This window comes from Rhodospirillaceae bacterium, from assembly GCA_028819475.1.
Lineage (GTDB): Bacteria > Pseudomonadota > Alphaproteobacteria > Bin65 > Bin65 > Bin65.
Map to the genome: position 1 here is coordinate 152904 of JAPPLJ010000050.1, position 26194 is coordinate 179097.

Consider the following 26194-nt stretch of genomic DNA (forward strand, 5'->3'; position numbering starts at 1 on the left):
GGACGATCCGGATTGCGTCGGTTCGCGTCTGGAACGATCCGGCGGGCGCTAGCCGCGCATCGCCCGGGCGCCGGCGTCGATGGACTTGACGATATTGTGGTAGCCGGTACAGCGGCACAGATTGCCTTCCAGCCACTCGCGGATATCCCGTTCGCTGGGATCCGGGTTGTTCTTCACCAGGTCGAGCGCGCTCATGATCATGCCCGGCGTGCAGAAACCGCACTGCAAGCCGTGATTTTCGTGGAACGCCTGCTGCATCGGGTGCAGCGTGTCGCCGTCGGCAACGCCCTCGATCGTCTTGACCTCCGCGCCTTCGGCCTGGACCGCCAGCAACGTGCAGGCCTTGACCGATTCGCCGTCGACATGGACGACGCAAGCGCCGCACTGGCTGGTGTCGCAGCCGACATGGGTGCCGGTGAGACCCAGCTGTTCGCGCAGCATCTGCACCAGCAGGGTGCGCGGCTCGACGTCGGCGGAAACGGCCTCGCCGTTAACCGTCAACGAGACAGATACAGTCATGAAGCGCTTCTCCCAGAAACACGTTTCACAGATTTCACCGCGGGGTGCGGACAGGCGCTTTCCGGCGCCTGCCCCGTCGGCCGCCGTGGACCACTGGCATTAGTCTATTGCGGGGGCGGGTAGCGTCAAGCCGCGAATGGCGGGAAACGCCGCGGCAAAGCTTGCCCCTTTCAAAAAGAGACCGGCGCCCGGTCGACGGCCAGAAGGAGGAGCACGAGGGCGGCGCCGAGCAGGGGAATCCAGATCCGGCCGGACAGGCCGGGCCGGGCCGGGAAATCGGGGTCGGGAGGTTCGGCGCCACCGGATGCGGGCGGAGGTTCGTCGGGCATGGTTGCGGCTGCTGTATTCCGGGCGGGTCCCCGGCCCCGACGATGTGTGGGGCGAATTGCGGGGCGATTTGCGGATTGTGCCGGGCCACCGTAGGCGCTTTTCTGCCGGTCGGGAACGGGCGGAGGCGCGCGACTCCGGCAACCCCGGAATCGTGCGATTCACGCCCCTGTCGCGAAGATGCGGACGATGACAGCAAACGCCAAGGCAGCTAACGCCAGGCACGCCCATTGCCTGCTCACGACGGTGGAGATGGCCGCTGCCGACCGCGCGGCGATTGCAGCCGGCACGCCGGGCATCGACCTGATGGAGGCGGCCGGGGCGGCAGTGGCGCGCGAAATCCGCCTGCGCTGGCGGCCCCGGCCGGCCGCAATCCTGTGCGGGCCGGGCAACAACGGCGGTGACGGCTTTGTAATTGCACGCCTTTTGCTCGAAGCGGGATGGCCCGTCTCGGTGTTTCACGCGCCACGCCCGGAACGGCTGGGCGGCGACGCCCGGACCGCTTTCGAGCGATGGATAGAGGCGGCCGGGGCCGGCGGGACATCTGCCGAAACCTCCGAATGGGCGGCGGAAGGCCTCGAAGGCCTCGACCGGGCCGGGCTGATCGTCGATGCCCTGTTCGGCGCCGGCCTGACCCGGCCGGTATCCGGGACGCCGGCCGACTTGCTCGTCCGGACGGCAGAACGGCGCCGGAGCGGTGGCGTGCCGGTCGTTGCCGTCGATGTGCCGAGCGGCGTGGACGGCGACAGCGGCGCCTGCCGCGGGCCGGTCGCGCCGGCCGACCTGACGGTCACCTTCTTCCGCGCCAAACCGGGCCATTTTCTGCTGCCGGGCCGGGAGATGTGCGGCGCCCTGGCTGTCCGCGACATCGGCATTGCAGAGAGCGTGCTGGACGCGATCGCGCCGAATACCGTCGTCAATGCGCCAGCCCTGTGGCGAAACGCTGTGCGGCCGCCGTCGCCCGGGGACCACAAATACACCCGCGGCCATGTCCTGGTCGTCGCCGGGGACATGCCCGGAGCGTCGGCGCTGGCGGCGCGCGCCGCCGCGCGGTCCGGCGCCGGCATCGTGACGGTCGGCTGGTTTTCCGACGACGATGCGGCGGTCCGGCCATTCTTCGACGCGCAGCTTCCGGCAGCCTTTCTGCGGCGGAAACTGGGGGGAATCGACGATCTGGAGCAATTCTGCCGCGATCGGAAGGTGCAAGTAATACTTGCCGGTCAGGGGTTCGGCCGCACTGCCGGACGGCAGCGAAAACTGGTCGAGATCGCCCGGTTGCCGGTGGATTGTATACTGGATGCCGATGCAATATCCGCCGTTGTATCCACTATGGGCGGCGAATCCGGACCGGCAGGCACCGGAACGGTCCTGACGCCCCATAGCGGCGAATTTGCCCGGATCGCCGGGCCGGACGATGCCGGCGCCGGCAAGGTGGAGCGGACGCGCCGCGTCGCCGAAAGAGCCGGTGCGACGGTCGTCCACAAGGGCTACGACACGGTGATCGCCGCACCGGACGGACGGGTTGCGATCAACGCCAACGCCTTGCCGAGCCTCGCAACGGCGGGGACCGGCGACGTCCTGGCCGGCGTCGTCGCGGGCCTGCGCGCCCAGGCGATGCCGCCGTTCGAGGCGGCCTGCGCCGCGGTGTGGTGCCATGCCGAGGCCGCCCGGCTGTGCGGGACGGGTCTTCTGGCCGACGATCTTCCGGACCGGCTGTCGGAAGCCGCGTCCGCCGCATTCGGCCGGGAACGGTCCCGATAGGGCGCAGCGCCGCAAGCCGCCGCGCCGGTCCGCGGGTCCAACAGCCTTGTCGGCGGTATATTGTATGCAAAACAGCGAAATACAGGTTTAAGTCCTTCCACGGACTTGACTTCTCCAGGTTTCGGAATCGGTACCCGCGCTCCATTTAATTTTTCCAAACGGGGTACTTCGTTTTTCAGCATTCTTGGCACCGTCTTCAGCATTATTTGGCTCTTGCTTGAATTTGAATGTTCATTTCAAGGAGCAGGACTTGCACGAGCAGGCGTATCGGCACGGCGTTGGCGCCGGCGGGCGCGCCAACGCGATTTCTTTCCGCAGTCCGGCCCAAATCGGCATAAACTGGCCGCCGTCCGGAATCCGTACCGTTCGGGGAACGGAGCATTGCGATGGTGTCTGCACCCGATCCGATGCCGGCGGAAACGGCCGCGCCCGACCGGCTGCGCCTGCTGCGCGCGCTCGAGCGCAAGGTGTTGTGGCTGTCGAGCTGGACGATCCACCACGCGAACCACATCCGCCCGAACCGGGACGGGTTGAAGGTCGGCGGCCACCAGGCCTCCAGCGCGTCGGTCGCGACCATCCTGACCGCGCTCTATTTCGACATTCTCCGGCCGGAGGACCGGGTCGCGGTCAAGCCGCACGCCAGCCCGGTCTTTCACGCCATCCAGTATCTGCTGGGCCGCCAGAGTCTCGAAAACCTCAAGAATTTCAGGGCATTGGGCGGCGCGCAATCCTATCCTTCGCGGACCAAGGACGCCGACGACGTCGACTTTTCGACCGGTTCGGTCGGTCTCGGCGCGGCGATGACGAGCTTCGCCGCCCTGGTCCAGGACTATCTGCACGTCAAGAACCGCCTGCCCGACGGGCAGCCGCGCGGGCGCATGGTCTCGGTCGTCGGCGACGCCGAACTGGACGAGGGCAATGTCTACGAGGCGCTGCTGGAGGGCTGGAAACACGATATCCGCAACGTCTGGTGGGTGATCGATTACAACCGCCAGAGCCTCGATTCGACCATTACCGACCAGCTCTACAGCCGGTTCGACCAGCTGTTCGAAGCGATGGGCTGGCGCGTCGTAACGGCGAAATACGGTTCGCTGCTGGAAGCGGCATTCCGGCGGCCCGGCGGCGGCGCGCTGCGCGCGTGGATCGACAGCTGCCCCAACTCGCTCTACGCGGCGCTGTGCTACAAGGGCGGCGCGCTGGCCCGCGGCGCGCCGGACGACGGGCGCACGAAGGGCTGGCGCGAGCATCTGCTGGCCGACCTGGGCGACGAGCGCGGCATCCGGGCGTTGCTCGGCGAACTGGACGACGCCGGCCTGCAACGGCTGATGACCAACCTGGCCGGCCACGACATGGCGACTGTGCGGTCGATGTTCCGCGCCATCGATGACGACCGGCCGACCTGCTTCATCGCCTACACCATCAAGGGCTTCGGCCTGCCGTTCGAAGGCCACAAGGACAACCATGCCGGGTTGATGAACGAGGCGCAAATCTTTGGATTCAGGGAAGAATCCGGTATCGCACCGGGCGAGGAATGGGACCGGGTCGCCGGGCTCGACGTCGATCCCGAAGACCTGCGCGCCTTTCTCGATTCGGTTCCGTTCGCCGTCCGCTACCCGCGGCGCACGTCGGCGCCGCCGGTCCCCGTCCCGGCGATCGCGACGCCGGGGCCGGCCGGGCAGGGCGGGGCGCTCTCGACCCAGGCGGCGTTCGGCCGGATCCTCGACGGCCTGGCGCGGGGCGACGAACCGCTCGCCGACTGCATCGTCACGACCTCGCCGGACGTGACGGTCTCGACCAATCTCGGCGCCTGGGTGAACCGGCGCGGCATCTTCGACCGGCGCGACCGGGGCGACACGTTCCGGGACGAGAAGGTCGTCAGCGCCCAGCAATGGCGCCAGTCGACCGAAGGCCAGCATATCGAGCTTGGCATTGCCGAAAACAACCTGTTCATCCTGCTCGCCGCGCTCGGCCTGTCCCACGAGACCTTCGGGGCGCGCCTGCTGCCGATCGGGACGCTCTACGATCCCTTCATCCAGCGCGGCCTCGATGCGCTGAACTACGCCTGCTACCAGGGCGCCCGTTTCCTGCTGGTCGCGACGCCGTCCGGGGTGACGCTGGCGCCCGAAGGCGGGGCTCATCAATCCGTCGGCACGCCGCTGATCGGCATGGCCCAGGACGGTCTGGCGGCCTTCGAGCCGGCATTCGCCGACGAACTGGCGGTTTTGATGGCCTGGTCCTTCGATTATCTGCAACGGGACGGTTCGGTCGACCGCGGCCGGCGCTGGCTGCGCGACGCCCAGGGCGGCAGCGTCTACCTGCGGCTTTCGACCCGGGACCTGGCCCAGCCGGACCGGGCGGTCGGCGACGCGCTGCGGCGGAATATCGTCGACGGCGCCTATTGGCTGAAAGCGCCGGCCGCCGGGGCGGAGCTGGCGCTCGTCTACACCGGCGCGGTCGCCCCGGAGGCCATGGCCGCCTGGGAGGCGCTCGCCGAGGACATCCCCGGCGCCGGCCTGCTGGCGGTCACGTCGGCCGACCGGCTGAACGCCGGCTGGGCCGCGGCCCAGCGCGCGCGCCAGTCCGCCGCGCCGATCGCCGGAAGTTCGCCGCCTAACGCCCTGTCCCATATCGAGAATCTGCTCGCGCCTCTGGCCCCGGACGCCGGGCTGGTCACGGTGATCGACGGCCATCCGGCGACCCTGAGCTGGCTCGGCGCGGTCTACGGCCACCGCACCCACAGCCTGGGCGTCGAGCATTTCGGGCAATCGGCGGACATCCCCGATCTCTACCGCGCCCACCGCATCGATACCGACGCCATCCTCGACGCCTGCGCCAAAATCGGTCTGGAACGGCTGGCCGGCTGACGCTACGCCTCCCTGCGTTCCGGCGATTGGGCTTGCAACGGGCCGGCGGCAGGGAAGGGGTCCATGGCCATTCAGGCGGTGATCTGGGATTTCGGCGGGGTGCTGACCGACAGCCCGTTCACCGCCTTCAACCGCTTCGAGGCGGAACGCGGCCTGCCGCGGGATTTTTTGCGAACGGTCAACGCACAAAACCATCTGGACAACGCCTGGGCCCGGTTCGAGCGCAGCGCCATCGGCCTGGACGAATTCGACGCCGCCTTTCGCGCCGAAAGCGCCGCGCTCGGCCATCCGGTCGGCGGGCGGGAGGTCATTGCCCTGCTGGCCAGGCGGTTGCGCCCCGAAATGGTGGCCGCGCTCAAGGCCTGCAAGGCGCGGCTCAGGGTCGGCTGCATCACCAACAACGTCGCCGCCGGCGAAGGCCCGACCATGGTGCTCGGCGACGGGGATGACGGGGACGGCGGGGGCGGCGCCGCGCTCGCCGCCGAGGTCGCCAGGGTCTTCGCCCTGTTCGATCATGTGATCGAGAGCAGCAAGGCCGGCCTGCGCAAGCCCGATCCGCGCATCTACCGGATGGCCTGCGACGCGCTTGGGGTCGTGCCGAGAAACGCAGTTTATCTCGATGATTTGGGCGTCAATCTTAAACCTGCGCGCGAGCTGGGCATGACCACGATCAAGGTCGCCGATCCCGATACCGCACTGGCCGAACTGGAAGCCGCGGTGGGCTTCCCGCTGCGCTGAGGCTCGGGGCGCCCGCTTCATCATTCTTGTACGACCGTTCAACCCGGAAACTCCGGATGCCGGTCTTTTCGTTGCCGCCCCAATACCCCGATAACCCCCCGATAACCCCCCGATAACCAATGATGCCGCCCCGGACCCCGATCCGGGGCCCAGAGTCGCCCGGCACGGCCTCGACTGGTGGCCCCTTCGACATGCTCAGGGCAGGCCCTGGGCCCCGGATCGTCGCTGCGCTCCGTCCGGGGCGGCAATCGAGGGTTGGGCAACAAGACGGCCATCAGGAATTGTCAGGATTCGTCATGGTCCGTCATGGTCCGGTTCCTCTCCGCGGCAGGGGCGCACCCAGTCGAATTCGGCGAGATACATTCCGGCGGTCCGGTTTTCCAGCGGCGGACGGGTGCGGGCGAGCTCTTTGAGATAGTCCTGCTCCTCTTCGGCGGCGCGGCGCTCGATCGGGCAGGGCTCGCCGGCAGGCGGCAGGATGCCAACGGCGCCCGGCATGTCCCTGGTCCAGCGTTCTTCGGGATCCGCGTCCCGGTCCTGCCGCTCGGCCGCCGCGGCCGCCCTGGCCTCCTCGGCGCTGTCGCCGCCGTCGTCCCTGTCCGCGTCAGTGAAGAACGGGAAGAACGGCCTGTCCGGCGCGATGGGTACGCCGGCCGGTCCGCGGGCGCGGTCCTCCGCCTCCGTCGGCAGCAAGCCGGCCCGGTGTAAGGATATGTCAGGATTTGTCGGGGCCGGGGCGCCCGGCGCGCTGTCCGGCATCGGCGCGTCCGCGGCGGGATGTGCGGACCCCTGTAAGGCCCCGTGTAAGGAAATGTCAGGATTCGTCATGGCGGGCGCGGGCCTGCGGTCCATCCGAACCGGACGGCGGGGCCGGCGCTCCTCGACGGTGGCGTGCAGGCGCTGGGCCGTCGCCAGCCAGGCCGCCTCGTCGAAATCCTTGCGCCGCTCCAGGGCCCTGCGGCTCGCCCGGTGGGCGGCGAGCGCCCGCTCGGTCCGGTGCCGGCCCCGGCGCACCGCCTCGGCCAACGGGCCGGCGGCACCGGATTCTCCTGCGTCGGGTCGTGCGTCCTCTCCCGGCACGTCTATGGGCAGGGGCCACAGGCCGGCGCGCCGGTGGGCGCTGCGCCGGTCGAGGCCGGACAGGTCGGCCTGCAACCTGATGACCCGGAGCATGAGCGACGCCGAGCCCTTCTCGACCGCGGCGTCCCAGGCCTGCTCGAGCCGGCCGAGCAGGATCTGCGCCTCCTCGCGCTCGACCGTCCGCCACGCCGCCCGGATCGCCCGCACCCGCGCGGCGACCGCCGGCCGCTCCAGCAGCTCGTGCCCGGTCTGGCGCGCCGAGCCTGCGGCATAGCCGGCGTCCCGCGCCGCCCCGGCGGCGTTGCCCGTGGCGGCGTAATGGCGGCAGAACTCCTCCTGCCGCTGGGTGAGGGGCGGGGCCGGCAGGGGCGCAGCGGGCGAAGCCTCCGAGGCGGTTTCGGCCGGGTTGTCGGACAAGGGCCGGGACATGACGGGTTTCCTCATGTTTGATAAATGTTCCTTTTGAAGATATAGGAAAAAAACATGATAATCAACAATTTTTCCTCTGCCCCGACAAACCCCATCCGTCATTCCGACCGGAGCGGACGCCAGTCCGCGAAGTAGCCTGCCCTGAGCGAAGTCGAAGGGGAAGAATCCCGTCGCCGGACTCCGGGATCCGTTCGTCGGGTTCGAGCCGGGATCCCTCCGCTCGCTCCGCTCGGTCGGGATGACGGTGAGGGGACGGCCGGTCCGAACGACGGGCGGGCAGTACGGTTCTGCGGGCGCTTCCCCTTGCCGCCCCGGACGCCCCGCAGGGGCGATCCGGGGACCAGAGCCGACCCGAAAGTCCTCTGCCTGTGGCCCTGGGCCCCGGATCGTCGCTCCGCTCCGTCCGGGGAAGCAATAGGGGGCGGTTGGCGGGCCAGCGTCCCTTCCGCAAAGGAATCCCGAGGGGAGGGGGACCGCCCGGCATTCCTGCAGCTCTCCGCAGCGGAAATTGCAGGGGAAGGCGCTCCGGGCGGACAGGCACCAAACCGCCGTCGCCGGCTCGCACCGTTCCGTCACCGCGTACGAAATGGCAGGCCGCTGCCGCGAAAAAATATACAAACGATATGAATACTGTTCCGAACAATACGCAAATTTTATGGAAGATTTGCTAGCTAATGGCCTTTGCATCCTGCAGCCGTTGAGGTCGGCACAATCGAAGCAGTGCATCGTCCCGGCGATTTCGACGCCGAACAACTGACGCCGGCGGCCGTCTTCGTGACGTCCGGCCGCCGCGCGGGTCGGCGTCAACCCGTTCTTTCGATCTCCCGTTCAGGAGGGGTCATAGTGAGTTTCCGGCTCTCCCTCGGCGTTCTGCTCGCCCTGCTGCTGTTCTGCGCGCCGGCCCAGGCCCAATACTGGTATCTGGGCGGCGGCATCAATTCGCTGCATTCGGAACGGGAAGATAATGGTCGCCTCTCCACGCGGTTGGGTTTTTTCGGCCCGCGCATCTATGGCGGCTACCGGTTCAACGACTGGTTCGCCCTCGAGGCCGAGGTCGGGAAATCCGGGTTTCGGGGCCAGTTGTGGACCGATCTCTTCGACGCCAAGCTGGACATGTGGAACGTCGCGCTTTCCGGGCTGGTCTATCTGCCGCTCGACGGCCCGATCCAGCCGTTCGTCTATGCGGGCGCCGGCCGGAGCTACTGGACCATCGACGCGGAATTCCTGCGCAATAACCCGAATTACAGACGTTCCAGGAAATCGTCTTCCGACTTTTACTGGCATATCGGATTTGGGGCGGAAGCCAGGGTCGGCGAAAATCTGAAGATCCGGATCGGCTACCGCTCCTGGACGGCCAGGATAGAACCGCCCGAGAACTGGCCCCATATCCCGAACGAATACCGCTGGCGCCGCCAGTCCCTGGATGTTGCGGTTCACTGGGCCTTCGGGGCGGCCGGCAAGCGGCCGTCGTCGGCCGGGCAGAGCGGCGGCCGCCCTGCCGCAGATTCCGGGCGATGGTATCTGGGCGGCGGCATCAACACACTGCATTCGGAACGGGAGGACAACAACATCCTCTCGGCCGAACTGGATTTTTCCGGCCCGCGCATCTATGGCGGCTACCGGTTCAACGAGTGGTTCGCCCTCGAGGCCGAGGTCGGGAAAATCTCGTCTCGAGGCTTTGTGTGGAACGCTATCTTCAACGTCGAGCTGGACATGTGGAACGTCGCGCTTTCCGGGCTGTTCTACCTGCCGCTCGACGGCCCGGTGCAGCCGTTCGCCTATGCGGGCGCCGGCCGGAGCTACTGGACGATCGACGCGGAATATAATCGCGGTTACCAGGGCCACAGGTTTGTCAGGGATTCGTCTTCCGACTTCGGAATTTCCTAGTTTAAGGTCTTGTTTTTGGTTATCCTGAAGGGGACAGGCCAGCGTTACCGCGAGGGATGGGGCTGCTTCGCCCGCTCTTCGTTCAAGAACAGTCCCCATGCCTTCCGGCCCTTGCGGCTGTTGCAGTTTCCGCAGAGCGCGATTCGGTTTGCCTGGTCATCCTCCCCGCCGCGTACATGCGGGATGCGATGATCGAGGTCGAGATCGACGGCCCGCAAGCCCTCGGAATCGCAGTAGGGGTTGACGCATTGCCGCCCCTGTCGGTTCCACAGGATTTGGCGCAGCTTGGCGTCCGAGATCGACGGGATGTCCTTGCGCTTGAGTGATTTCCGCACGCGGACCGGAGCAACGTGGCCCTCCAGGTCCAAGCCCGCCGCCTCTTGCAAACGTTTGTCGGTTTCAGTTTCAGCAACGGGGTCTATATCGACACCGACCCATTGGCGTTTCGGTTCCATAAATTCTGCGGCCGCCGCAGTCGTTCCGCAGCCACAGAACGGATCGAACACAATATCGCCCCCATCGGTGGCGCACGCGATCAGCCGTTGGTACAGCGCGATCGGCTTGCGGGTTGACCATTCGGAGTCGCTGCTTTCCGGCTGCATAACGTCCAGCCATACATCATCGCGTGGCTTGCCCGGCTGTTCATCGAGATACCGCTTGAAGCGCGGAACGCTGCGCGGCGTCTTTTGGACTACGCGCCCCGCCGCATAGGCGGCTTCCATGCGCTCGCGGGTCCAACGCCAAACCCGCGTGACCCCGAGAAACTCATAGGTGAGATTCGGACGGTCGCGGTTCGGGTTCACCAAGTTGTCATAGGTGACGAGTCTTCCGGTGCCCGGTTCTGGCTTGTATGCCTTGAGGGTCTTTTCATCTAAATCGTTGAGGTCGTAGGGATCGTGCGACGGATGCCACTTCCATTTTGCCGTCTTGCCATAGGCGAAGATCGTGCCGTGATTGCGGGGCAGGCGCCGGCTGGCCAAGCCCTTCGAGGGATGACTTTTCCACGCGATCTCGTTGATGATCTTGTCGCGCCCGAACACGGCATCCAGTACCAGCCGAAGGTAAGAGTCGGCTTCCCAATTGCACTGCATGAACAGCACGCCCGTCGGCTTCAAGACCCGCCGCATTTCGACGATCCGCGGGGCCATGTAGGCGAGATAGGCGGCGATGGAGTTCTTTACCCGCCCGGTACTGATCTTCCCGGTGCGATGGTCGATTGAACCGCCCTCTATGACGGCGGCGGCTTCGATGATCTCCTTGATCGCCGGATGATCGGACGCGATCAAATCCTGCCATTCGTCCGTCACTTCGTCCCAACGCCAGCGATCATCGAACCGTTGATCGGCGGAGCGTGAGCCGAGCGGAGCGTTGAACAGCCGCTTTGCGTTGAACGGCGGATCGGTCGCGATGCAGTCCACCGACTCCGAGTTCATGCCCCGGAGAATGTGGATATTGTCGGCGACGAACAGCGTGCGGTTCTTCCAATTTGGAGCGCTCATTCGTCGTCACCGAGCGCCAGCGGCACATTCTCGTGCCGCTTCTTGTAGGAGCGCACAAGCGCTCGTTTGAAGGCATCCCAATTCGGAGCCGCCCGCATCAGCGCCATAACGCCGATCAGGTGCTCGCGAAGCGCCGGATGCCCGACATCTCCCGTCAGCCATTGATGGTGCCTGTTGCGGCGTTGGCCGGGCTTCACGGTGGGGTTCTTCCGCCGCAATTCATCCAACACGCCGTCCGGCAAGCGGTCGTACACGATGTCGTTTGTGTACCTCCCGATAACGGACGGGCGCTTGACTCCATCCGGGCCAGGCCACTTTTTGAGACTGAAAATCAGCTCATAGAACTCCGGCGGGAAGGTCCGAGTCCATGGTCGCCATTCCTTGGCGATGTACTTCTCCAGAATGGCCGCAAGGACACGATCATCTCGGATTTTTTGGTAGCCGGTCGCTTCGTCGACAAGGCCGATGATGCCCAATAGCCCAAGTCCGTCCCGGAGTATTTCGGCGCGCTCTGCGATGTGAATTTGCGACGGCAAGAGCGCGCCGGCCCGTCGCGCCTCCACATAGACTTTGCATACCGCTGGCAGTATCTCGGCTCGGAATCCGTAAGCTACGGGACCGCGTGAAGGCGCCTGAAAAGCAATCGGAGTTGACGCCGTCACTAAGTCTTTGGGAATAAAGGGATTTAGATTCGCAGCCGCTAGAAAAGCGGGCAAGTTGACTACGTCATCCGATTGATGCTTGCGTGATGTTCGATGCCGACCCAAGGCGGCTTGGAATCCGCCGCGGCTTAAAACGCGGGTTTCATCCTCCAAGACATAGCACTCGATTTCTATTCCCCCGATAACGAGGGGATGATTCTGTGCGTCCGCGATGACTTTCAGCGGCTTATTCTTGCTCATCGGGCAACTCCCAATCCGCGGTTGATGGTCAGGTCGAAGGCCGCCAGCGGGTCCGCTTTCCGCAGGTTGTAGCGGTAGCAGAACTCATCGATGTAGCGCTGCAAGTGGCGGCGGCTGACGCTGTGGAACTGGCCGAACATCCCGCGCTTCAGGAGCGCCCAGAAGCCTTCGATGGTGTTGGTGTGAATGTCGCCGTCAACGTACCAGTCGGAATGCTTGATCACGGCGTGCGGCAGGACTTTCGCCATGCCCTTGTAGCCGGTGTATTCGTCGGTAATCAGGGCGGCTTTGCCAGTATCGACGCGTTCCCGGACGAAGGCCCGAAGGTGCTTACCCTTCATCTTGTCCTTGCGGGTTGCCTTGGCGGTCACGCTGCCGTCACGCTCGACCGCGCCGATCACCGGAGCCTTCTTGGTCCCGCGGCCGCGGGTGTGCGTCCCGTCCGGCCCGTCGCCCTTGGTTCCCTTGCGCGGCTTCCCGCCGATGTACGTTTCGTCCATTTCAACGATGCCGGTGAGCAAGTCGCGATGCCCGGCCTGCGACATGGCCTTGCGAATCTGCATCGTGATCCGCCATGCCGTGTTCTTGTTGACCTGAAGATCGCGGGAAAGCTGAAGGGCGGACAGCCCCTTCTTGGCGTTCAGCATCAGCGTGATCGCCAGAAACCATTTCTGAAGCGGCAGGTGCGTCCGGTGAAAGATCGTGCCGACCGTGACGCTGAATCCGGTCTTGCAGTCGTAGCAGCGGTGACGGTGTTCGCTCTTGGCGGTGTTGCGCGATCCGCAGTAGGGGCAGGTCGGCTTGCCGTCGCGCCAGCGGGCGGCTTCCAAATGGGCGATGCAGCTTTCCTGGGTGGGAAACCGCTCGAAAATCTGTATGATGTTCATGGCATTCCGTCCGGTGTGCGGGCTGTTTCAATCTCTCGACAAGACTGATATAGCCACTACCGGGCGGAATGTCAAGACCTTAAACTAGGAAATTCCGTCCGACTTTTACTGGCACCTGGGCTTCGGGGCCGAGGCCAGGGTGGATGAAAACCTGAGAATCCGGATCGGTTACCGCTCCTGGACGGCCAGGATGAAACCGACCCGCGCATTGGCTATCACTATTGACCCGAAAAAATACCGCTACCGCCGCCAGGCCCTGGACGTTGCGGTGCATTGGGCCTTCTGAGACGGCCGGCAGCCGGAAGCCGGCGAAAACCGCAAACGCCGCTCGTTCGTCGGTCTCTCGAAAACCAAATTTGCCGCCCCGGACTTGATCCGGGGCCCAGGAGCGACCCGATGGCCCTGTCCTGTGGCCCCTGGGCCCCGGATCGTCGCTGCGCTCCGTCCGGGGCGGCAATAGCGGGACAGTTGGAGAGCGGCCCCGGCCGACGGCCCCGGCCGCGCTGTCGGACGAAGCGCCCTACGAAAACGCCTGGATGCCCGTCTGCGCCCGGCCGAGGATGAGGGCGTGGACGTCGTGGGTGCCTTCGTAGGTGTTGACCGTCTCCAGGTTCATCACATGGCGGATGACGCCGAACTCGTCGGCGATGCCGTTGGCGCCGTGCATGTCGCGGGCGGTGCGGGCGATGTCCAGCGCCTTGCCGCAATTGTTGCGCTTGACCAGCGAGATCGCCTCCGGCGACAGGCTGCCCTCGTCGAACATGCGGCCGACGCGCAGGGCGGCCTGCAGGCCGATGGCGATCTCGGTCTGCATGTCGGCGAGCTTCTTCTGGACCAGCTGGGTGGCGGCGAGCGGCCGGCCGAACTGCTTGCGGTCGAGCGTGTACTGCCGGGCGGCGTGCCAGCAGAACTCCGCCGCGCCCATGGCGCCCCAGGCGATGCCGTAGCGCGCCCGGTTGAGGCAGCCGAACGGGCCGGCGAGGCCGGCGACGTTGGGCAGCAGGTTCTCTCGCGGCACCTCGACATCGTCCATGACGATCTCGCCGGTCAGCGAGGCGCGCAAAGAGAACTTGCCCTCGATCTTCGGCGCCGACAGGCCCGCCATGCCCTTTTCCAGAATGAAGCCGCGGATCGCCCCGTCGTCGGTCTTGGCCCAGACGACGAAGACGTCGGCGATGGGGGAGTTGGTGATCCACATCTTGGAGCCGGTGACGCGCCAGCCGTCCGCCGTCTCGACCGCGCGGGTCTTCATCGAGCCGGGGTCCGAGCCGTGGTCCGGCTCGGTCAGGCCGAAACAGCCGACCCATTCGCCGGTCGCCAGCTTCGGCAGGTATTTCATGCGCTGCTCTTCGGTGCCGTAGGCGTGGATAGGGTGCATGACCAGCGAGGACTGGACGCTCATCGCCGAGCGGTAGCCGCTGTCGACCCGCTCGACCTCGCGCGCGACCAGGCCGTAGACGACATAGCTCATGCCGGCGCAGCCGTAGCGCTCCGGCAGGGTGGCGCCGAGCAGGCCGAGTGCGCCGAACTCGGTCATGATCTCGCGGTCGAAGCGCTCGTGGCGGAACGCTTCCAGCACCCGTGGCTGGAGCTTTTCCCGGCAATACTGCCGCGCCGTCTGCTGCACCATCCGCTCGTCTTCGTTGAGCTGGCTGTCGAGCAGGAAGGGATCGTCCCACTGGAACGGCGGATGGGTGTTCTGCGGGACCTTGGCGATCTGGCGCGGCGGCAGGGCGATGTTCATGGCGGACTCGGCTTCGTGAGGGCGGGCCGGAGGGACGGCGCCCGATCGGGGCGGCGCAACCGGCTCGGTGCGCGGAGAGTTTAGGTTCGCCCGGCCGGCCGGAAAAGGGGCCGGGCGGCGCAGGTCCGGCGGAGACGTTCCAACGATGCGTTGCAGTGCCGCGCCGCCGGGCCGGTTCAGGCGGCCTCGGACTTGTCCGGTGTGCCGGATGGGGGCGGTTCGGGCAGGGGCGTCAGGTCGCGGCGCATGAACATGGCTTCCAGCAGGCCCTCGATGCGCGCCACCCGTTCGCGCAGTTCGCCCACCTCGTCGCGCAGGGCGTCGATCTTGCCGTTCATCTCCTCGCGCAGGGCGTCGATCTTGCCGTTCATCTCGTCGCGCAGGGCACGGATGTCCTGCCGCAGCCAGGCGAACAGGCCGAGGATCAATGCCCCGAGAGCGATGAAACCGGCAAAATCGGCATCCATGAACGCAATCCTAATGGGGACGCGCCACACTGTCCACACGCAGCTACGGGGCGGCCCGGACCTACCCGGCCGCGCGTAGCCTGGCGAATCCCGCCTCCAGGTCGGCGATCAGGTCATCGGGGTTTTCCAGCCCGATGTGGAAGCGCAGGCAGGGGCCGGCGGCGCGCCATTCGGTAACGGTGCGGTAGCCCGTCGGGTCGAAAGGCAGGACAAGGCTTTCGTAGCCGCCCCAGCTCGCGCCCAGCCCGAAATGCTCCAGATGGTCGACCATGGCGGCAATCTGGGCTTCGCTCGCCGGTTCGAGGATCACCGAGAACAGGCCGGACGCGCCGGAAAAATCGCGCTTCCAGAGGGCATGGCCCGGATCGTCCGGCAGGGCCGGGTAGAGCACGCGGTTCACCTCGGGCCGGCCCTGGAACCATTGCGCGACCCGCAGGGCGTTCGCTTCGTGCTGCTTCAGGCGCACCGCCAGGGTGCGCAGGCCCCGAAGGCCGAGATAGCACTCCTCGGACCCCGGGCAGCTGCCTACGGAATTGGCGGTGATCTTCACCTTCTCGAACAGCTCGGCGCGCATGGAGACGACGCCCAGCATGGCGTCCGAATGGCCGACCAGATATTTGGTCGCCGCATTGACTGAAAGATCGACGCCGTAATCCAGGGGTTTGAAAAAGAAGGGCGTCGCCCAGGTATTGTCGATGCCTGTCCGGATGCCGCGCTCCCGGGCGACCGCGGTGATCGCGGGAATATCCTGCATCTCCATGGTCTGGGAGCCCGGCGCCTCGAGCCAGATCAGGCTGGTGTCGTCGCGGATCAGGTCGGCGATGCCGGCGCCGATCGCCGGGTCGTAGTAGGTCGTCTCGACACCGAAGGGCTTGAGGAAATTTTCGGCCAGCTTGCGCACGGGCTGGTAGGCGTTGTCCGGTACCAGCATATGGTCGCCGCCCTTGACGACCGAGAGGATGGCGGCGGCGCAGGCGGCCATGCCGGACGACACGGCGACCGCCCGGTCGGCATTCTCCAGCGCGGCGACCGCCTCCTCGAACGCCTTGGTGGTCGGCGTGCCGAAGCGGCCGTAGACCACATCGTCGAAGATGCGGTTACGGACGTCCCGCCATTCGGCCAGCGACCGGCGGACGATGGTGGACGCGCGGTAGACCGGCGGGTTGACCGCGCCGAAATGCTGCTCCGGATGGCGGCCGGCGCTGATGATTCTGGTTTCTGTCTTCATGGCCGACCCCATTGGAACCGCATAGTTAAACCTTTGATATAAATCAACATTGTAACGAAATCGCGATGGCAGCCCGCTTGCAAAGAGGGCCGAGGCATGTTCTATAGGTAATTCACGTCCGGGTGCGCGTCGGCATTTGGCCGCGTGGCGGTAAAGTGTGAGGTGCAAATCCGGGCCGGTTAGGGCAAACTCGGCCCACAGGTTCGAAGCGAAACGCAAGCCGCTCGATCCGCCATCAGCAAACCCAGGGAGCTACGATGAAAACAATTCTCAAAACCGCCGTTTCCGCAGCAGCGGCATGTCTCATCGCGGGCGCGGCCCAGGCTGCGACTCTCGACGACATCAAGAAAGCCGGCGTGCTCAAATGCGGCATCAACACCGGCCTGCCCGGTTTCGCCTACACCGATGACAAGGGCAAGTGGACCGGCTTCGACGTCGCCTACTGCCGCGCCCTGTCGGCGGCCGTCTTCGGCGATCCCGACAAGGTGAAATACGTCAACCTGACCGGCAAGAACCGGTTCCCCGCGCTTGCCGCCGGGGAAATCGACGTGCTGTCGCGCAACACGACGTGGACCTTCTCGCGCGACGTCGATCTCGGCTTCACCTTCCTCGGCGTCAGCTACTATGACGGTCAGGGCTTTATCGGCCGCAAGGCGCTGGGCGTGAAGTCGGCCAAGGAACTCGACGGCGCTTCGGTCTGCATCCAGACCGGCACGACGACCGAGCTCAACCTCGCGGACTTCTTCCGCGTCAACAAGATCAAGTACGAGCCGGTTCCGATCGAGACCAACGAGGAAGCCCGCAAGGCCTATGTCGCCGAGCGGTGCGACGTCTACACGACGGACGCCTCGGGCCTGGCCGCGACCAAGACCACGTTCGCGAAGCCGAGCGACCACATGGTGTTCCCCGAGATCATCTCGAAGGAGCCGCTGGGGCCGCTGGTGCGCCAGGGCGACGACCAGTGGGCCGACATCGCGCGCTGGACGCTCAACGCGCTGATCAACGCCGAGGAATACGGCGTCACCTCGGCCAACGTCGACAAGCTGGCCGCCAAAGCCACCGACAATCCCGAGGTCAACCGGATGCTCGGGACCGAGGGCTCGCTCGGCGCCATGCTCGGTCTGCGCAAGACCTGGGCGGTCGACGTGATCAAGGCGGAAGGCAACTACGCCGAGATCTTCGAGCGCTACCTCGGCACCAAGACGCCGCTCGGGCTCGCACGGGGCCTGAACGCGCTCTATACGAACGGCGGAATCCTCTACGCACCGCCGATGCGCTGATTCGCTGAAATCAGCCGGGGTGTCCGGGCCGGCCGCGCGGCCCGGACACCCCGTTTTCTTCCGTCCCCCGATCCCGCGGCGCAAAGGCACCGGCAGCTGACATGGCCCAGAACGCATCCGCCCGGCTGACCGGCCGTCCCGGATGGCAGCGCCTTTGGTCCGACGAGCGTACGCGCGGCCTGATCTACCAGTTGCTGGTCGTCCTCGGCCTGGCGCTGGTCATCGCCTTCATCGTTTCCAACACGATCGCCAACCTGCAGCGCGCCGGGCTCGCCTCGGGGTTCGGCTTCCTGTTCGACCAGGCCTTCTTCGACATCAATCAGCGCCTGATCGAATACAGCTCGACCTCGACCTTTGGCCGCGCGCTGATCGTCGGCATGCTCAACACCGTGCTGGTCTCGGCGATGGGAATCGTCGCGGCGACGGGGATCGGCTTCATCGCCGGGATCCTGCGCCTGTCGCCCAATTTCCTGCTGAGCCGGATGGTCGGCGCCTATGTCGAGATTACCCGCAACGTGCCGCTGCTGCTGCAGATCATCTTCTGGTGGGTCCTGCTCAGCGGCCTGCCCAAGGTGCGGGAGAGCCTGTCGATCGGCGATTCCGTCTTTCTCAGCAACCGCGGCGTGCGCCTGCCGGCGCCGCTGTTCGAACCCGGCTTCGAATGGGTCGCCGGGGCCGCCCTGGCCGGGGTCGCCGCGGCGGTTTTCGTCGCGCGCTGGGCGCGGCGGCGCCAGGAAATGTCGGGTCAGCGCTTTCCCGTCGGCTGGGCCGGGCTGGTGCTGATCGCCGGCCTGCCGATCCTGGTCTACCTGTCCGCCGGCTCGCCGCTCGCCTGGGACGTGCCCAAGCCGACCCGGTTCAATTTCCGCGGCGGCTTCAACGTGACGCCGGAACTGGTCGCGCTGTGGATCGCCCTGTCGACCTACACCGGCGCCTTCATCTCGGAAATCGTGCGCGCCGGAATCCTGTCGGTCAGCAAGGGCCAGACGGAAGCGGCGGGCGCGCTGGGGCTGCGGCCCGGCCAGACCATGCGGCTGGTCGTGATCCCGCAGGCGCTCAGGGTCATCATCCCGCCGCTGACCAGCCAGTATCTCAATCTCACCAAGAATTCCTCGCTGGCGATCGCGATCGGCTACCAGGACCTGGTGTCGATCGGCGGCACGATCCTCAACCAGTCGGGGCAGGCGCTCGAGGTCGTGGGCATCTGGATGGTGGTCTATCTCGGCCTGAGCCTGCTCACCTCGATGTTCATGAACTGGTACAACAAAAAGATTGCGCTGGTTGAGCGATGACGGTGCAGCCCTTCCATCGCAGCCAGGCCGACATGCTGCCCGAGCGCGCGGCGCCGGTGACGACCGTCGGCGTCATCGGATGGCTGCGCACCAACCTGTTCTCGAGCTGGATCAACGCCGCGTTCACGCTGATCGCGCTCTATCTGCTGTGGCTGATCGTTCCGGCCCTGATCGACTGGGCGTTCGTCAACGCCGATATCGCCGGCGACAACCGTTTCGCCTGCAAGAGCAGCGGCGCGTGCTGGGCCTGGGTCGACCAGCGCATCGACCAGTTTCTCTACGGTTTCTACACCGCCGAACAGACCTGGCGGGTCGATGTCGCCGTTCTCCTGCTGATCCCCGCGCTGGCGCCATTGCTGTTCGAGGGCGTGCCCTTCGCGCGCCAGCTGCGCTGGTTCTCGCTCGCCTATCCGGTGGTCGCGACCTTCCTGCTGGTCGGCGGCATCGGGCTCGAAGGCGTGCCGACCGACCAGTTCGGCGGCTTCATGCTGAACCTGACGGTCGGGCTGGCGGGCATCGTGCTGTCGCTGCCGATCGGCATCCTGCTGGCGCTCGGCCGCCGCTCGCGCCTGCCGATCATCCGCATGCTGTGCATCGGCTTCATCGAGATCGTGCGCGGCGTGCCGCTGATCACGCTGCTCTTCGTCTCGAACATCATCCTGCCGATCTTCCTGCCGCCCGACGTGACGGTCGATTCGCTGATCCGGGTCATCGTGATGGTGACCGCCTTCGCCTCTGCCTACATGGCCGAGGTGATCCGCGGCGGGCTGCAAGCCATTCCGCGCGGCCAGTACGAAGCGGCCCAGGCGCTCGGGCTGCGTTACTGGCAGTCCATGGGGCTGATCGTCCTGCCCCAGGCGCTCAAAATCTCGATTCCTGGCATCGTCAACACCTTCATCGGCCTGTTCAAGGACACCACGCTGGTCATCATCATCGGCCTGTTCGATATCCTCGGCATCGGCAACGCGATGGTGGCGCACCCCGACTGGCAGGGCCTGTCGACCGAGACCTACGTCTTCATCGCCCTGTTCTTCTTCGTCGCCTGTTTCTCCATGTCGCGCTATTCGATCCATCTGGAAAAGCGCCTCGACACCGAACGGAGGTACTGACGCATGGCCGACGCGACCCCCGACGCGACCCCCGACGCAGCACCCGCCGCGGCCGGCGATCCGACGCAGGAATACAAGCGGATCATCACGATCGAAGGGCTCAACAAGTGGTTCGGCTCGTTCCATGTGCTGCGCGATATCGACCTGATCGTCGAGCGCCAGGAAAAGATCGTCATCTGCGGGCCGTCGGGTTCCGGCAAGTCGACCCTGATCCGCTGCATCAACCGGCTGGAGGACCATCAGGAGGGCCGGATCGTCATCGACGGCACGGAGCTGACCCACGACCTCAAGAATATCGACACCATCCGGCGCGAGGTCGGCATGGTGTTCCAGCAGTTCAACCTGTTCCCGCACCTCACCGTGCTGGAAAACCTGTGCATCGCGCCGATCTGGGTGCGCAAGACGCCGCGCGACGAGGCCGAGGCGCTGGCGCACCGCTATCTCGAACGGGTCAAGATTCCCGAGCAGGCCGACAAGTATCCCGGCCAGCTCTCCGGCGGCCAGCAGCAGCGCGTGGCGATCGCCCGGTCGCTGTGCATGCAGCCCAACATCATGCTGTTCGACGAGCCGACCTCGGCCCTCGACCCGGAAATGATCAAGGAAGTGCTCGACGTGATGGTCGATCTCGCCGAATCCGGCATGACGATGCTGGTCGTCACCCACGAGATGGGCTTCGCCTCCCAGGTCGCCGACCGGGTGATCTTCATGGACCAGGGCCAGATCGTCGAGCAGAACACCCCGTCCGAATTCTTCAACAACCCGCAATCCGACCGCACCAGGCTGTTCCTCAGCCAGATACTCGACAAGTAGCGGGTCGCAGGTTTCAGGCAGCTATACGGCTGTTCAGTGCAAACGCGTCTTACGGAAGGTTAACGAAATCCGTCTAGACCGCTTCGTCCATTTGCGCTTGCCCTGCCTATTCATGGACGGTTCATTATCCCGCTTAGGGATTTCATGGTCCCACAGATATCTCGCGTCGCCCGTGAGGACCGCAACGCTGCGGCGTTCAAGACGTTTTTCGACCTTTTCCTTACTACTGCGGCATCGAAACACCATGCCCCATGTCTCGAGCAGGCTGACAGTCGCTATCTGTCCGGTGAAACTGTCCCGAGCATCGATGTGAGGTGTAATGCCTTGTTTTCCTATATATTCGTTGACGATCAACTGGTCCGGCAGTTCTTCCATCAACCCTTCGTTCACAAGTCTCCGAGCTAATTCCATTGCCCACTCAGGCAATTCGCCGAGTTGCATGGAGGCATCGATCCGGCGCTTCTTGTAGTCGTACCGCCAGCCATAATGCTGCACACGGCGTTGAAGTTCCGTGCTCCACGCGCCTCGGTCTATGTAATCCATCAGCCTTAATTCTTCTTCTTCGGTTGTGAAATCAGGTCTGTAAATCAAACCCGGAGGCTTGCTTTCCAACTGGTCAGAAACAGTTTCCGGCGAATCGGTGCCGATATCGGACTCGATATCCGGTCGGCGAAGAGAACTCTCCGGCGGGTCGGGAAGGTCCCCGGCCTCGGTAGCCAACCGAATACGAAATTCTTCGAGATCGATTTGCTCTTCGACATCGGCGCCTGCTGGCAGTCGAAGGCTCTTTTCCCCTTCGATGACAAGAGCATCGCCATCGACGGACAAGCGTCCGCCGCCAAGAGTGTCGACGCGCCCTTCCGGCAGGAAAAGCCGCCGCTCGATGCAAGGCCATTCCAATCGACTGGCAAGAGTCAAAGCCGCTTCGCCCGCGGCATTGTCAGTCAGGTCGGAGGCGTACCACTTGGCGCGGGATTTCCACGGCTTGCGTATGACAGATTGGCCACGCCAGGTCAGGGTAAAACACCCGTCCTCATGTGCCTGTTCGAGGGGCGTTTGTTGGGACGGAAGCAGCGCTTCCAGGTCGCTGCCCGGCCGGGACGCTTCCAGAGCGCAGATCGCGACGAACTCCTGCAGATTGGCGTCACCTCGAAATTCCTTGTCGAGATCACGATAACCGTGACGCCATCCGCACAGGGTAGCGGCGGCCCACCACACCCCCGGCGGTACACCCGACATGCCCCGGTTCCATGACTTGAATCTCACCGGGTCGGGCCGCAGTAAAGCGAGCTGAATGGCAAGACCGGCAGCATTCTGCCGCCAACCGGCACAAACAATCGTCTCGTCCGCCGCAATTATACGCAGTGTCCGGTCAAGCCAGGTATCGACTGTCCGATTCGTGTCGTTGCCGCACGCAGCCTCGGCGATCTTCTCGGCAAGTGCGCCGGGAGCGTCATTTCCGGCGGTCGGCCACCGCATACAACGCAACGCTGCCCGCCAGAGCCTCTCTTGATCGTCCGTTGCGTCACGAGCGGACCCTGTTACATGCTCAAATAGCCAAGGGTGCTCCAACCATTGCGCATCGAGTTTTCCGATCCTTTCCGCGACACCAGCTGCATCCCCACCCAAGGCCTTTCGAAGCACCTCGATCCAGGGTCCGACTCGGGGTACGGCCCATATCGCCATCATCATCGCACCCTGGATTGCATTCAGGCTTTCGGGCAATTCAAGCGGTTGGGTTTCCGGGAAGGTAAAATCGCCAGCCGGCCGATGTTCCCGCGCGAAGCCGGTGGTGGCGATTGTCGTATCGGGTAGTGAGACGTTGGAGAATTGACCCGCCATCGCGAGAAGGTGCGTCTTCATTTCGGAGGAGGGGACTTCGACGGCCCTAACCGCATAGAGGGGAAGCGGCGCGCACCAGGGAACGACCCGGGGCTCGTCTCCATCTTCATTCCCCGCCACGATAAGCTCCAGGCCCTTCCGCGCATCCGGGAAAGCGAGCTTGTCCACATCGAACGCGAGCCGGACCGGAATGAGGTTCGGTCCACCGGAATACTCCTCCGATACGAAGCTCTCTTCACCTAGGACAAAGCAGGAACCGGAGGGTGGGCGCAGCCAGCCGTCCTGGCTGGCGTCGAATAGTCTTCGATGGTTGGTCTCCAGGCCGAGCCACCTTGGCAACGCGGCACTGGTATCCTGGCTTAGCGGAATTTGTTCCGCGGCGGGCTTGGTATGCCCGTCCGGCGGGTCCATGAAGTTGAAAATGGTCTGTCCACTCATGGCCGCTCTAGGATATCAGCGCCCGGCAATCGTTCAAGAAGAGCGGCGGGCAAGTGATCGCCCTCGTGCATCAGGAAGAGATTATCCCGCGCCCGGGCGCAAAGCATGTACATCTTGCGATTGTTCACTTCGCTGGCCCGACGAAGAAGCACGCCGATCTCCATGACGAAGACGGTGTCGAACTCCTGACCTTTGATCGAATTTACATTCAGGATCGTGATTCCCGGTGCCAGCAGGTCGATCTCGTTCTCGTTTTTCCTTTCGTTCGTGTAAGATTGAACGCGTTGCCCGGCGAGTCGAGCCCGTAATCTGGAATACAGATCCTTGCCGGTCGGGTTTCGCACCACAGCAACGCCGACACGGCCGCCTCGCGTACTGTACCAGTTGGCGATTAACTCGGTCGCGCTCCCCATGCGGTAGGCCACCAGCCGGGGCAGTTCGCCCGATGGACGGCGCTTGACTTCGGGAACGGGGGCATCGCCTGCATGAAAGAATTCGGCGACGCGCGCGATCTCGGGTGTGTTGCGATGGTTGGCGGTGAGCAGGATCGGATCGCCGAAACGCCCCGCAACCTTGATGTCGCGGAGCGTGGAACGGTCGGCGCGGAGCGCTTGGTCCTCATCGGCGAAAACCGTGACGGTGTTCGCGACGAAATCCCGGAGGTACCGGAAAAATGAACGGGGAAGGTCCTGAGCTTCGTCCACGATTGTGTGAACCGGTCCCGGCGTGACGCCGCGCTCCTGCAGCTTTGAAAACATCCCGTCCCAGATGTAGTCGTAGTCGTCGCCTTTTCTGGACGGCACCGGGGAGGCCGTCTGTCTGCGGTAGTGGCGGCTCACGAATCTGTGCATGGTGCGCGCGTTGACCCGTCCTTCTGTCAGCTGGGCGATAAGGCGGCGGAGCATCCGGTTGAAAGTTATCAGCACCGCCGAATTGCCGGCGTCGGCTAGCATTTGGGCACGCTGAACCGCGAGCACCGTCTTGCCGGAGCCCGGCGGTCCCACCACAAACAGCGACTCTTTGAACGGCGTCTCTAGGACACCAAGTTGTCTCTCGTCGCGCGCGATCTCTTCGTAGGTGGGCAGTTGCACTTCATTCACCGAGGCGCAGAACCTGCCGCGGCGGCCGGTGGAAGAGGGCGTAGTAAAGTTTGCGATTTTGTATACGGCCCCGCCGCTCAACAAAAATCTCGCCCTGGTCTTCGGCACGCAGCTCAAAACCGGCCGCTTCCAGCAACTTCCGAAACTCCGTGTACCGGCGGTTGAACTCTTGCCGGGTAGAGTTGGTGTAGAGCAGCGTCACGGCGCCGCGGCCGAGCCGGTCGAGCAGGCCTTCCAGATCGCCGAACATAGCTTCGACATTCAAGGTGGGGCTCGCGAACAGGTAGGACACGATCACGATCACGTCCCGCCATCCGGGGCGGTGCGGCCAATCCACGGAGCCGGGGTCGGGAGCCCAATGCGTCGTCACCTTTCCGGGTATGAGATCCGAACCTGCCAAATTGGCGCCGAGCCGCCGCATCGAATCGGCGCGGTCGACGCCGATGTAGTCGAAGCACGGGTCCGCCCCGAGCGTCGCCGCCAGCGCGAGCCCGCCAGTGAAGGGGCCGCAGCCCACATCCACAACGATGGGATTGGGAGGCCTTTCGCCGGCGAGAAGCTGGCCGAACGCCGCGACGAGTTCCTCAAGGTGTCCCTTCTGGTTCAAATACGCATAGAGCAAGGCCAAGTCATTCGGGGACAGGTCTCCGTATGGCGCATCGAAATCGGCTTGACCGCCGCCGACGGCGTCGAATGCCCGGTCCCTATCCATACCGAAGAACGAGTCGCCTTGTGACCGGGGATCGTCGCGGACAGGGCCGACGACTTCGTCTCTCCGCAATCGATTGAGCCAATCCGGTAACTCTACGGGGTCCAAGGCCACCCTCCGTTATCTGCAAGATGTTGCAAGCAGTGCAGTCCGGGCGACACATTGAGAATTGCGACTTGGTGTGCGGCCCTGCGGTGAACACCATAAACGGTAGTGGTATCAATCTGCGAGTATGCCTCAGTCAAACCCAAGGGACGCCGACCTCGGCGCTCGATCCGGAGATGATCAAGGAGGTGCTCGACGTGATGGTCGATCTCGCCGAATCCGGCATGACCATGCTGGTCGTGACCCACGAGATGGGCTTCGCCTCCCAGGTCGCCGACCGGGTGATCTTCATGGACCAGGGCCAGATCGTCGAACAGAACACCCCGTCCGAGTTCTTCAACAACCCCCAATCCGACCGCACCAGGCTGTTCCTCAGCCGAATTCCGGCATCCGGATGATCGGTTCGATCCGCCTCTTCCTCATACCTCCAACAGTTTGCCGAATCCCGTAACCTTGTCCTTGATGCCGATCAGGCGGAGGCAATGCCAGAAGCTGGCTTGATTGCTTCCCACGACAGGTTTTCCGATCCGCCGCTCCGCGTCCTCAATGATATCGAGCGAGCGCAGCGCGCCGCAACTGAGGAAAACCGCGTCGGCGTCCGGACGGTCCAGGCCGACGGCGAAGTCGAGGAGATAGGCGGGGCTCACCAGGTTCATCTCGACATCGGTCGTGAGCGACAGGCCCTCGGCCGCAACGACCTCGAAGCCCTGCTGCTCGAAATAGGCTTTCTCCAGCGCATCGATATCCGGTGTGTACGCCGTGCCGATGCTCAATCTTCGTACGCCGAGCGCCTGTAAGGCCGCGACAACGCCGGAAAGCAGCGTGGTCCCGATGACGCCGTTTCGCCCGGCCTCCAGCTTGCGACGGATGACCTCTTCGCCGATGACGAAACTGCCGGAGGTGCAATTGTAACACAGTACATCCAGGTCGTTTCGCGCCGGCAGGAACCCGGCCAGCGCCTCGTCCAGGTCATGCTCCATCTGTGCAAGGTTCTCGACTGTGCATTCCTTCTGCATGCGCATATGGGTGAAGCTGAGGCCTACGCCGTCAGGCCGCATCCGGAACATGTCTCCCTCAGTCAGCCCGGCATTGGCGACACAGACGAAGCCGAGGCGTGCCCGCGGATAGGGGCCTTTATCGAACCGGACCCTACCTGTTTCGACTTTTTCCATAGCAG

At 64.8% G+C, this 26194-nt stretch carries 22 protein-coding genes and 1 pseudogene; 10 read left to right on the top strand and 13 right to left on the bottom strand.

All coding sequences use genetic code 11. From position 1 onward, the window contains the following. Nucleotides 1-48: 48 nt before the first annotated feature. Both OXM58_15145 and OXM58_15150 read right to left on the bottom strand, forming a co-directional pair. Nucleotides 49-519, bottom strand: coding sequence for a (2Fe-2S)-binding protein (locus OXM58_15145; protein ID MDE0149706.1), 471 nt, complete (start codon nucleotides 517-519; stop codon nucleotides 49-51). Between the two features lie 170 nt (nucleotides 520-689). Beyond that, complete coding sequence (locus OXM58_15150; GenBank protein ID MDE0149707.1) at nucleotides 690-848, bottom strand: hypothetical protein; 159 nt, start codon at nucleotides 846-848, stop codon at nucleotides 690-692. 187 nt (nucleotides 849-1035) lie between these two features. On the opposite strand from OXM58_15150, the gene OXM58_15155 reads away from it, so the two are divergent. The 3 genes from OXM58_15155 (at nucleotide 1036) to OXM58_15165 (ending at nucleotide 6209) form a co-directional block, all read left to right on the top strand. Further along, the gene (locus OXM58_15155; GenBank protein MDE0149708.1) at nucleotides 1036-2607 is read left to right on the top strand and encodes an NAD(P)H-hydrate dehydratase; all 1572 of its coding nucleotides are present in this window, start codon (nucleotides 1036-1038) and stop codon (nucleotides 2605-2607) included. A 386-nt stretch (nucleotides 2608-2993) separates the two neighbouring features. Further along, nucleotides 2994-5471, top strand: a complete 2478-nt coding sequence (locus tag OXM58_15160) for a transketolase (GenBank protein ID MDE0149709.1) — start codon at nucleotides 2994-2996, stop codon at nucleotides 5469-5471. 63 nt (nucleotides 5472-5534) lie between these two features. Then, nucleotides 5535-6209 (top strand): HAD-IA family hydrolase, encoded by a 675-nt coding sequence (locus OXM58_15165; protein ID MDE0149710.1) that lies wholly within the window; start codon nucleotides 5535-5537, stop codon nucleotides 6207-6209. A 294-nt stretch (nucleotides 6210-6503) separates the two neighbouring features. Here the strand turns inward: OXM58_15165 and OXM58_15170 are convergent, their stop codons facing one another. Then, on the bottom strand, nucleotides 6504-7718 hold the full coding sequence (locus OXM58_15170; protein ID MDE0149711.1) for a terminase small subunit: 1215 nt from the start codon (nucleotides 7716-7718) through the stop codon (nucleotides 6504-6506). Nucleotides 7719-8561: 843 nt separating this feature from the next. Between OXM58_15170 and OXM58_15175 the strand changes: the two genes are divergently transcribed. Continuing rightward, nucleotides 8562-9605, top strand: coding sequence for an outer membrane beta-barrel protein (locus OXM58_15175; GenBank protein ID MDE0149712.1), 1044 nt, complete (start codon nucleotides 8562-8564; stop codon nucleotides 9603-9605). Nucleotides 9606-9649: 44 nt separating this feature from the next. Here the strand turns inward: OXM58_15175 and OXM58_15180 are convergent, their stop codons facing one another. The 3 genes from OXM58_15180 to OXM58_15190 are packed head-to-tail and all read right to left on the bottom strand — an operon-like array spanning nucleotide 9650 to nucleotide 12893. Beyond that, complete coding sequence (locus OXM58_15180) at nucleotides 9650-11104, bottom strand: DNA methyltransferase (protein MDE0149713.1); 1455 nt, start codon at nucleotides 11102-11104, stop codon at nucleotides 9650-9652. Beyond that, a complete protein-coding gene (locus tag OXM58_15185) occupies nucleotides 11101-12006 on the bottom strand; it encodes a P63C domain-containing protein (GenBank protein MDE0149714.1) in 906 nt (301 codons plus the stop codon). The genes OXM58_15180 and OXM58_15185 overlap by 4 nt, the downstream gene beginning before the upstream one ends. Beyond that, on the bottom strand, nucleotides 12003-12893 hold the full coding sequence (locus OXM58_15190) for an IS1595 family transposase (protein ID MDE0149715.1): 891 nt from the start codon (nucleotides 12891-12893) through the stop codon (nucleotides 12003-12005). Before OXM58_15190 ends, OXM58_15185 begins: the two co-directional genes overlap by 4 nt. Before the next feature lie 139 nt (nucleotides 12894-13032). Between OXM58_15190 and OXM58_15195 the strand changes: the two genes are divergently transcribed. Next, nucleotides 13033-13179: a hypothetical protein gene (locus OXM58_15195; GenBank protein MDE0149716.1), complete on the top strand. Its 147-nt coding sequence runs from the start codon at nucleotides 13033-13035 to the stop codon at nucleotides 13177-13179. Between the two features lie 234 nt (nucleotides 13180-13413). Here the strand turns inward: OXM58_15195 and OXM58_15200 are convergent, their stop codons facing one another. The 3 genes from OXM58_15200 to metC form a co-directional block, all read right to left on the bottom strand. Next, nucleotides 13414-14637: an acyl-CoA dehydrogenase gene (locus OXM58_15200; protein ID MDE0149717.1), complete on the bottom strand. Its 1224-nt coding sequence runs from the start codon at nucleotides 14635-14637 to the stop codon at nucleotides 13414-13416. Nucleotides 14638-14813: 176 nt separating this feature from the next. Beyond that, nucleotides 14814-15104: a hypothetical protein gene (locus tag OXM58_15205; GenBank protein MDE0149718.1), complete on the bottom strand. Its 291-nt coding sequence runs from the start codon at nucleotides 15102-15104 to the stop codon at nucleotides 14814-14816. A gap of 61 nt (nucleotides 15105-15165) precedes the next feature. Continuing rightward, nucleotides 15166-16332, bottom strand: a complete 1167-nt coding sequence (metC, locus tag OXM58_15210; protein ID MDE0149719.1) for a cystathionine beta-lyase — start codon at nucleotides 16330-16332, stop codon at nucleotides 15166-15168. 257 nt (nucleotides 16333-16589) lie between these two features. On the opposite strand from metC, the gene OXM58_15215 reads away from it, so the two are divergent. The 4 genes from OXM58_15215 to OXM58_15230 all read left to right on the top strand — a co-directional run bounded on the left by OXM58_15215 (nucleotide 16590) and on the right by OXM58_15230 (nucleotide 20823). Next, complete coding sequence (locus OXM58_15215; protein MDE0149720.1) at nucleotides 16590-17612, top strand: amino acid ABC transporter substrate-binding protein; 1023 nt, start codon at nucleotides 16590-16592, stop codon at nucleotides 17610-17612. A 101-nt stretch (nucleotides 17613-17713) separates the two neighbouring features. Beyond that, complete coding sequence (locus tag OXM58_15220) at nucleotides 17714-18904, top strand: amino acid ABC transporter permease (protein ID MDE0149721.1); 1191 nt, start codon at nucleotides 17714-17716, stop codon at nucleotides 18902-18904. Further along, complete coding sequence (locus tag OXM58_15225; GenBank protein ID MDE0149722.1) at nucleotides 18901-20013, top strand: amino acid ABC transporter permease; 1113 nt, start codon at nucleotides 18901-18903, stop codon at nucleotides 20011-20013. The genes OXM58_15220 and OXM58_15225 overlap by 4 nt, the downstream gene beginning before the upstream one ends. Nucleotides 20014-20094: 81 nt before the next feature. Continuing rightward, nucleotides 20095-20823, top strand: coding sequence for an amino acid ABC transporter ATP-binding protein (locus tag OXM58_15230; GenBank protein ID MDE0149723.1), 729 nt, complete (start codon nucleotides 20095-20097; stop codon nucleotides 20821-20823). Nucleotides 20824-20856: 33 nt separating this feature from the next. Here OXM58_15230 and OXM58_15235 read toward each other — a convergent pair whose 3' ends face one another. From OXM58_15235 to OXM58_15245, 3 genes are read right to left on the bottom strand one after another with little or no spacing between them, the layout of a single operon-like run. Beyond that, complete coding sequence (locus tag OXM58_15235) at nucleotides 20857-23103, bottom strand: alpha-ketoglutarate-dependent dioxygenase AlkB (protein ID MDE0149724.1); 2247 nt, start codon at nucleotides 23101-23103, stop codon at nucleotides 20857-20859. After that, on the bottom strand, nucleotides 23100-24203 hold the full coding sequence (locus OXM58_15240; protein MDE0149725.1) for an AAA family ATPase: 1104 nt from the start codon (nucleotides 24201-24203) through the stop codon (nucleotides 23100-23102). The genes OXM58_15235 and OXM58_15240 overlap by 4 nt, the downstream gene beginning before the upstream one ends. Further along, nucleotides 24196-25020: a hypothetical protein gene (locus tag OXM58_15245; GenBank protein ID MDE0149726.1), complete on the bottom strand. Its 825-nt coding sequence runs from the start codon at nucleotides 25018-25020 to the stop codon at nucleotides 24196-24198. The genes OXM58_15240 and OXM58_15245 overlap by 8 nt, the downstream gene beginning before the upstream one ends. A gap of 149 nt (nucleotides 25021-25169) precedes the next feature. On the opposite strand from OXM58_15245, the pseudogene OXM58_15250 reads away from it, so the two are divergent. Then, nucleotides 25170-25415, top strand: a pseudogene (locus OXM58_15250) (amino acid ABC transporter ATP-binding protein). Nucleotides 25416-25436: 21 nt separating this feature from the next. On the opposite strand, the gene OXM58_15255 reads toward OXM58_15250, so the two are convergent. Then, nucleotides 25437-26189, bottom strand: a complete 753-nt coding sequence (locus OXM58_15255) for a hypothetical protein (GenBank protein ID MDE0149727.1) — start codon at nucleotides 26187-26189, stop codon at nucleotides 25437-25439. Between the last annotated feature and the right edge of the window lie 5 nt (nucleotides 26190-26194).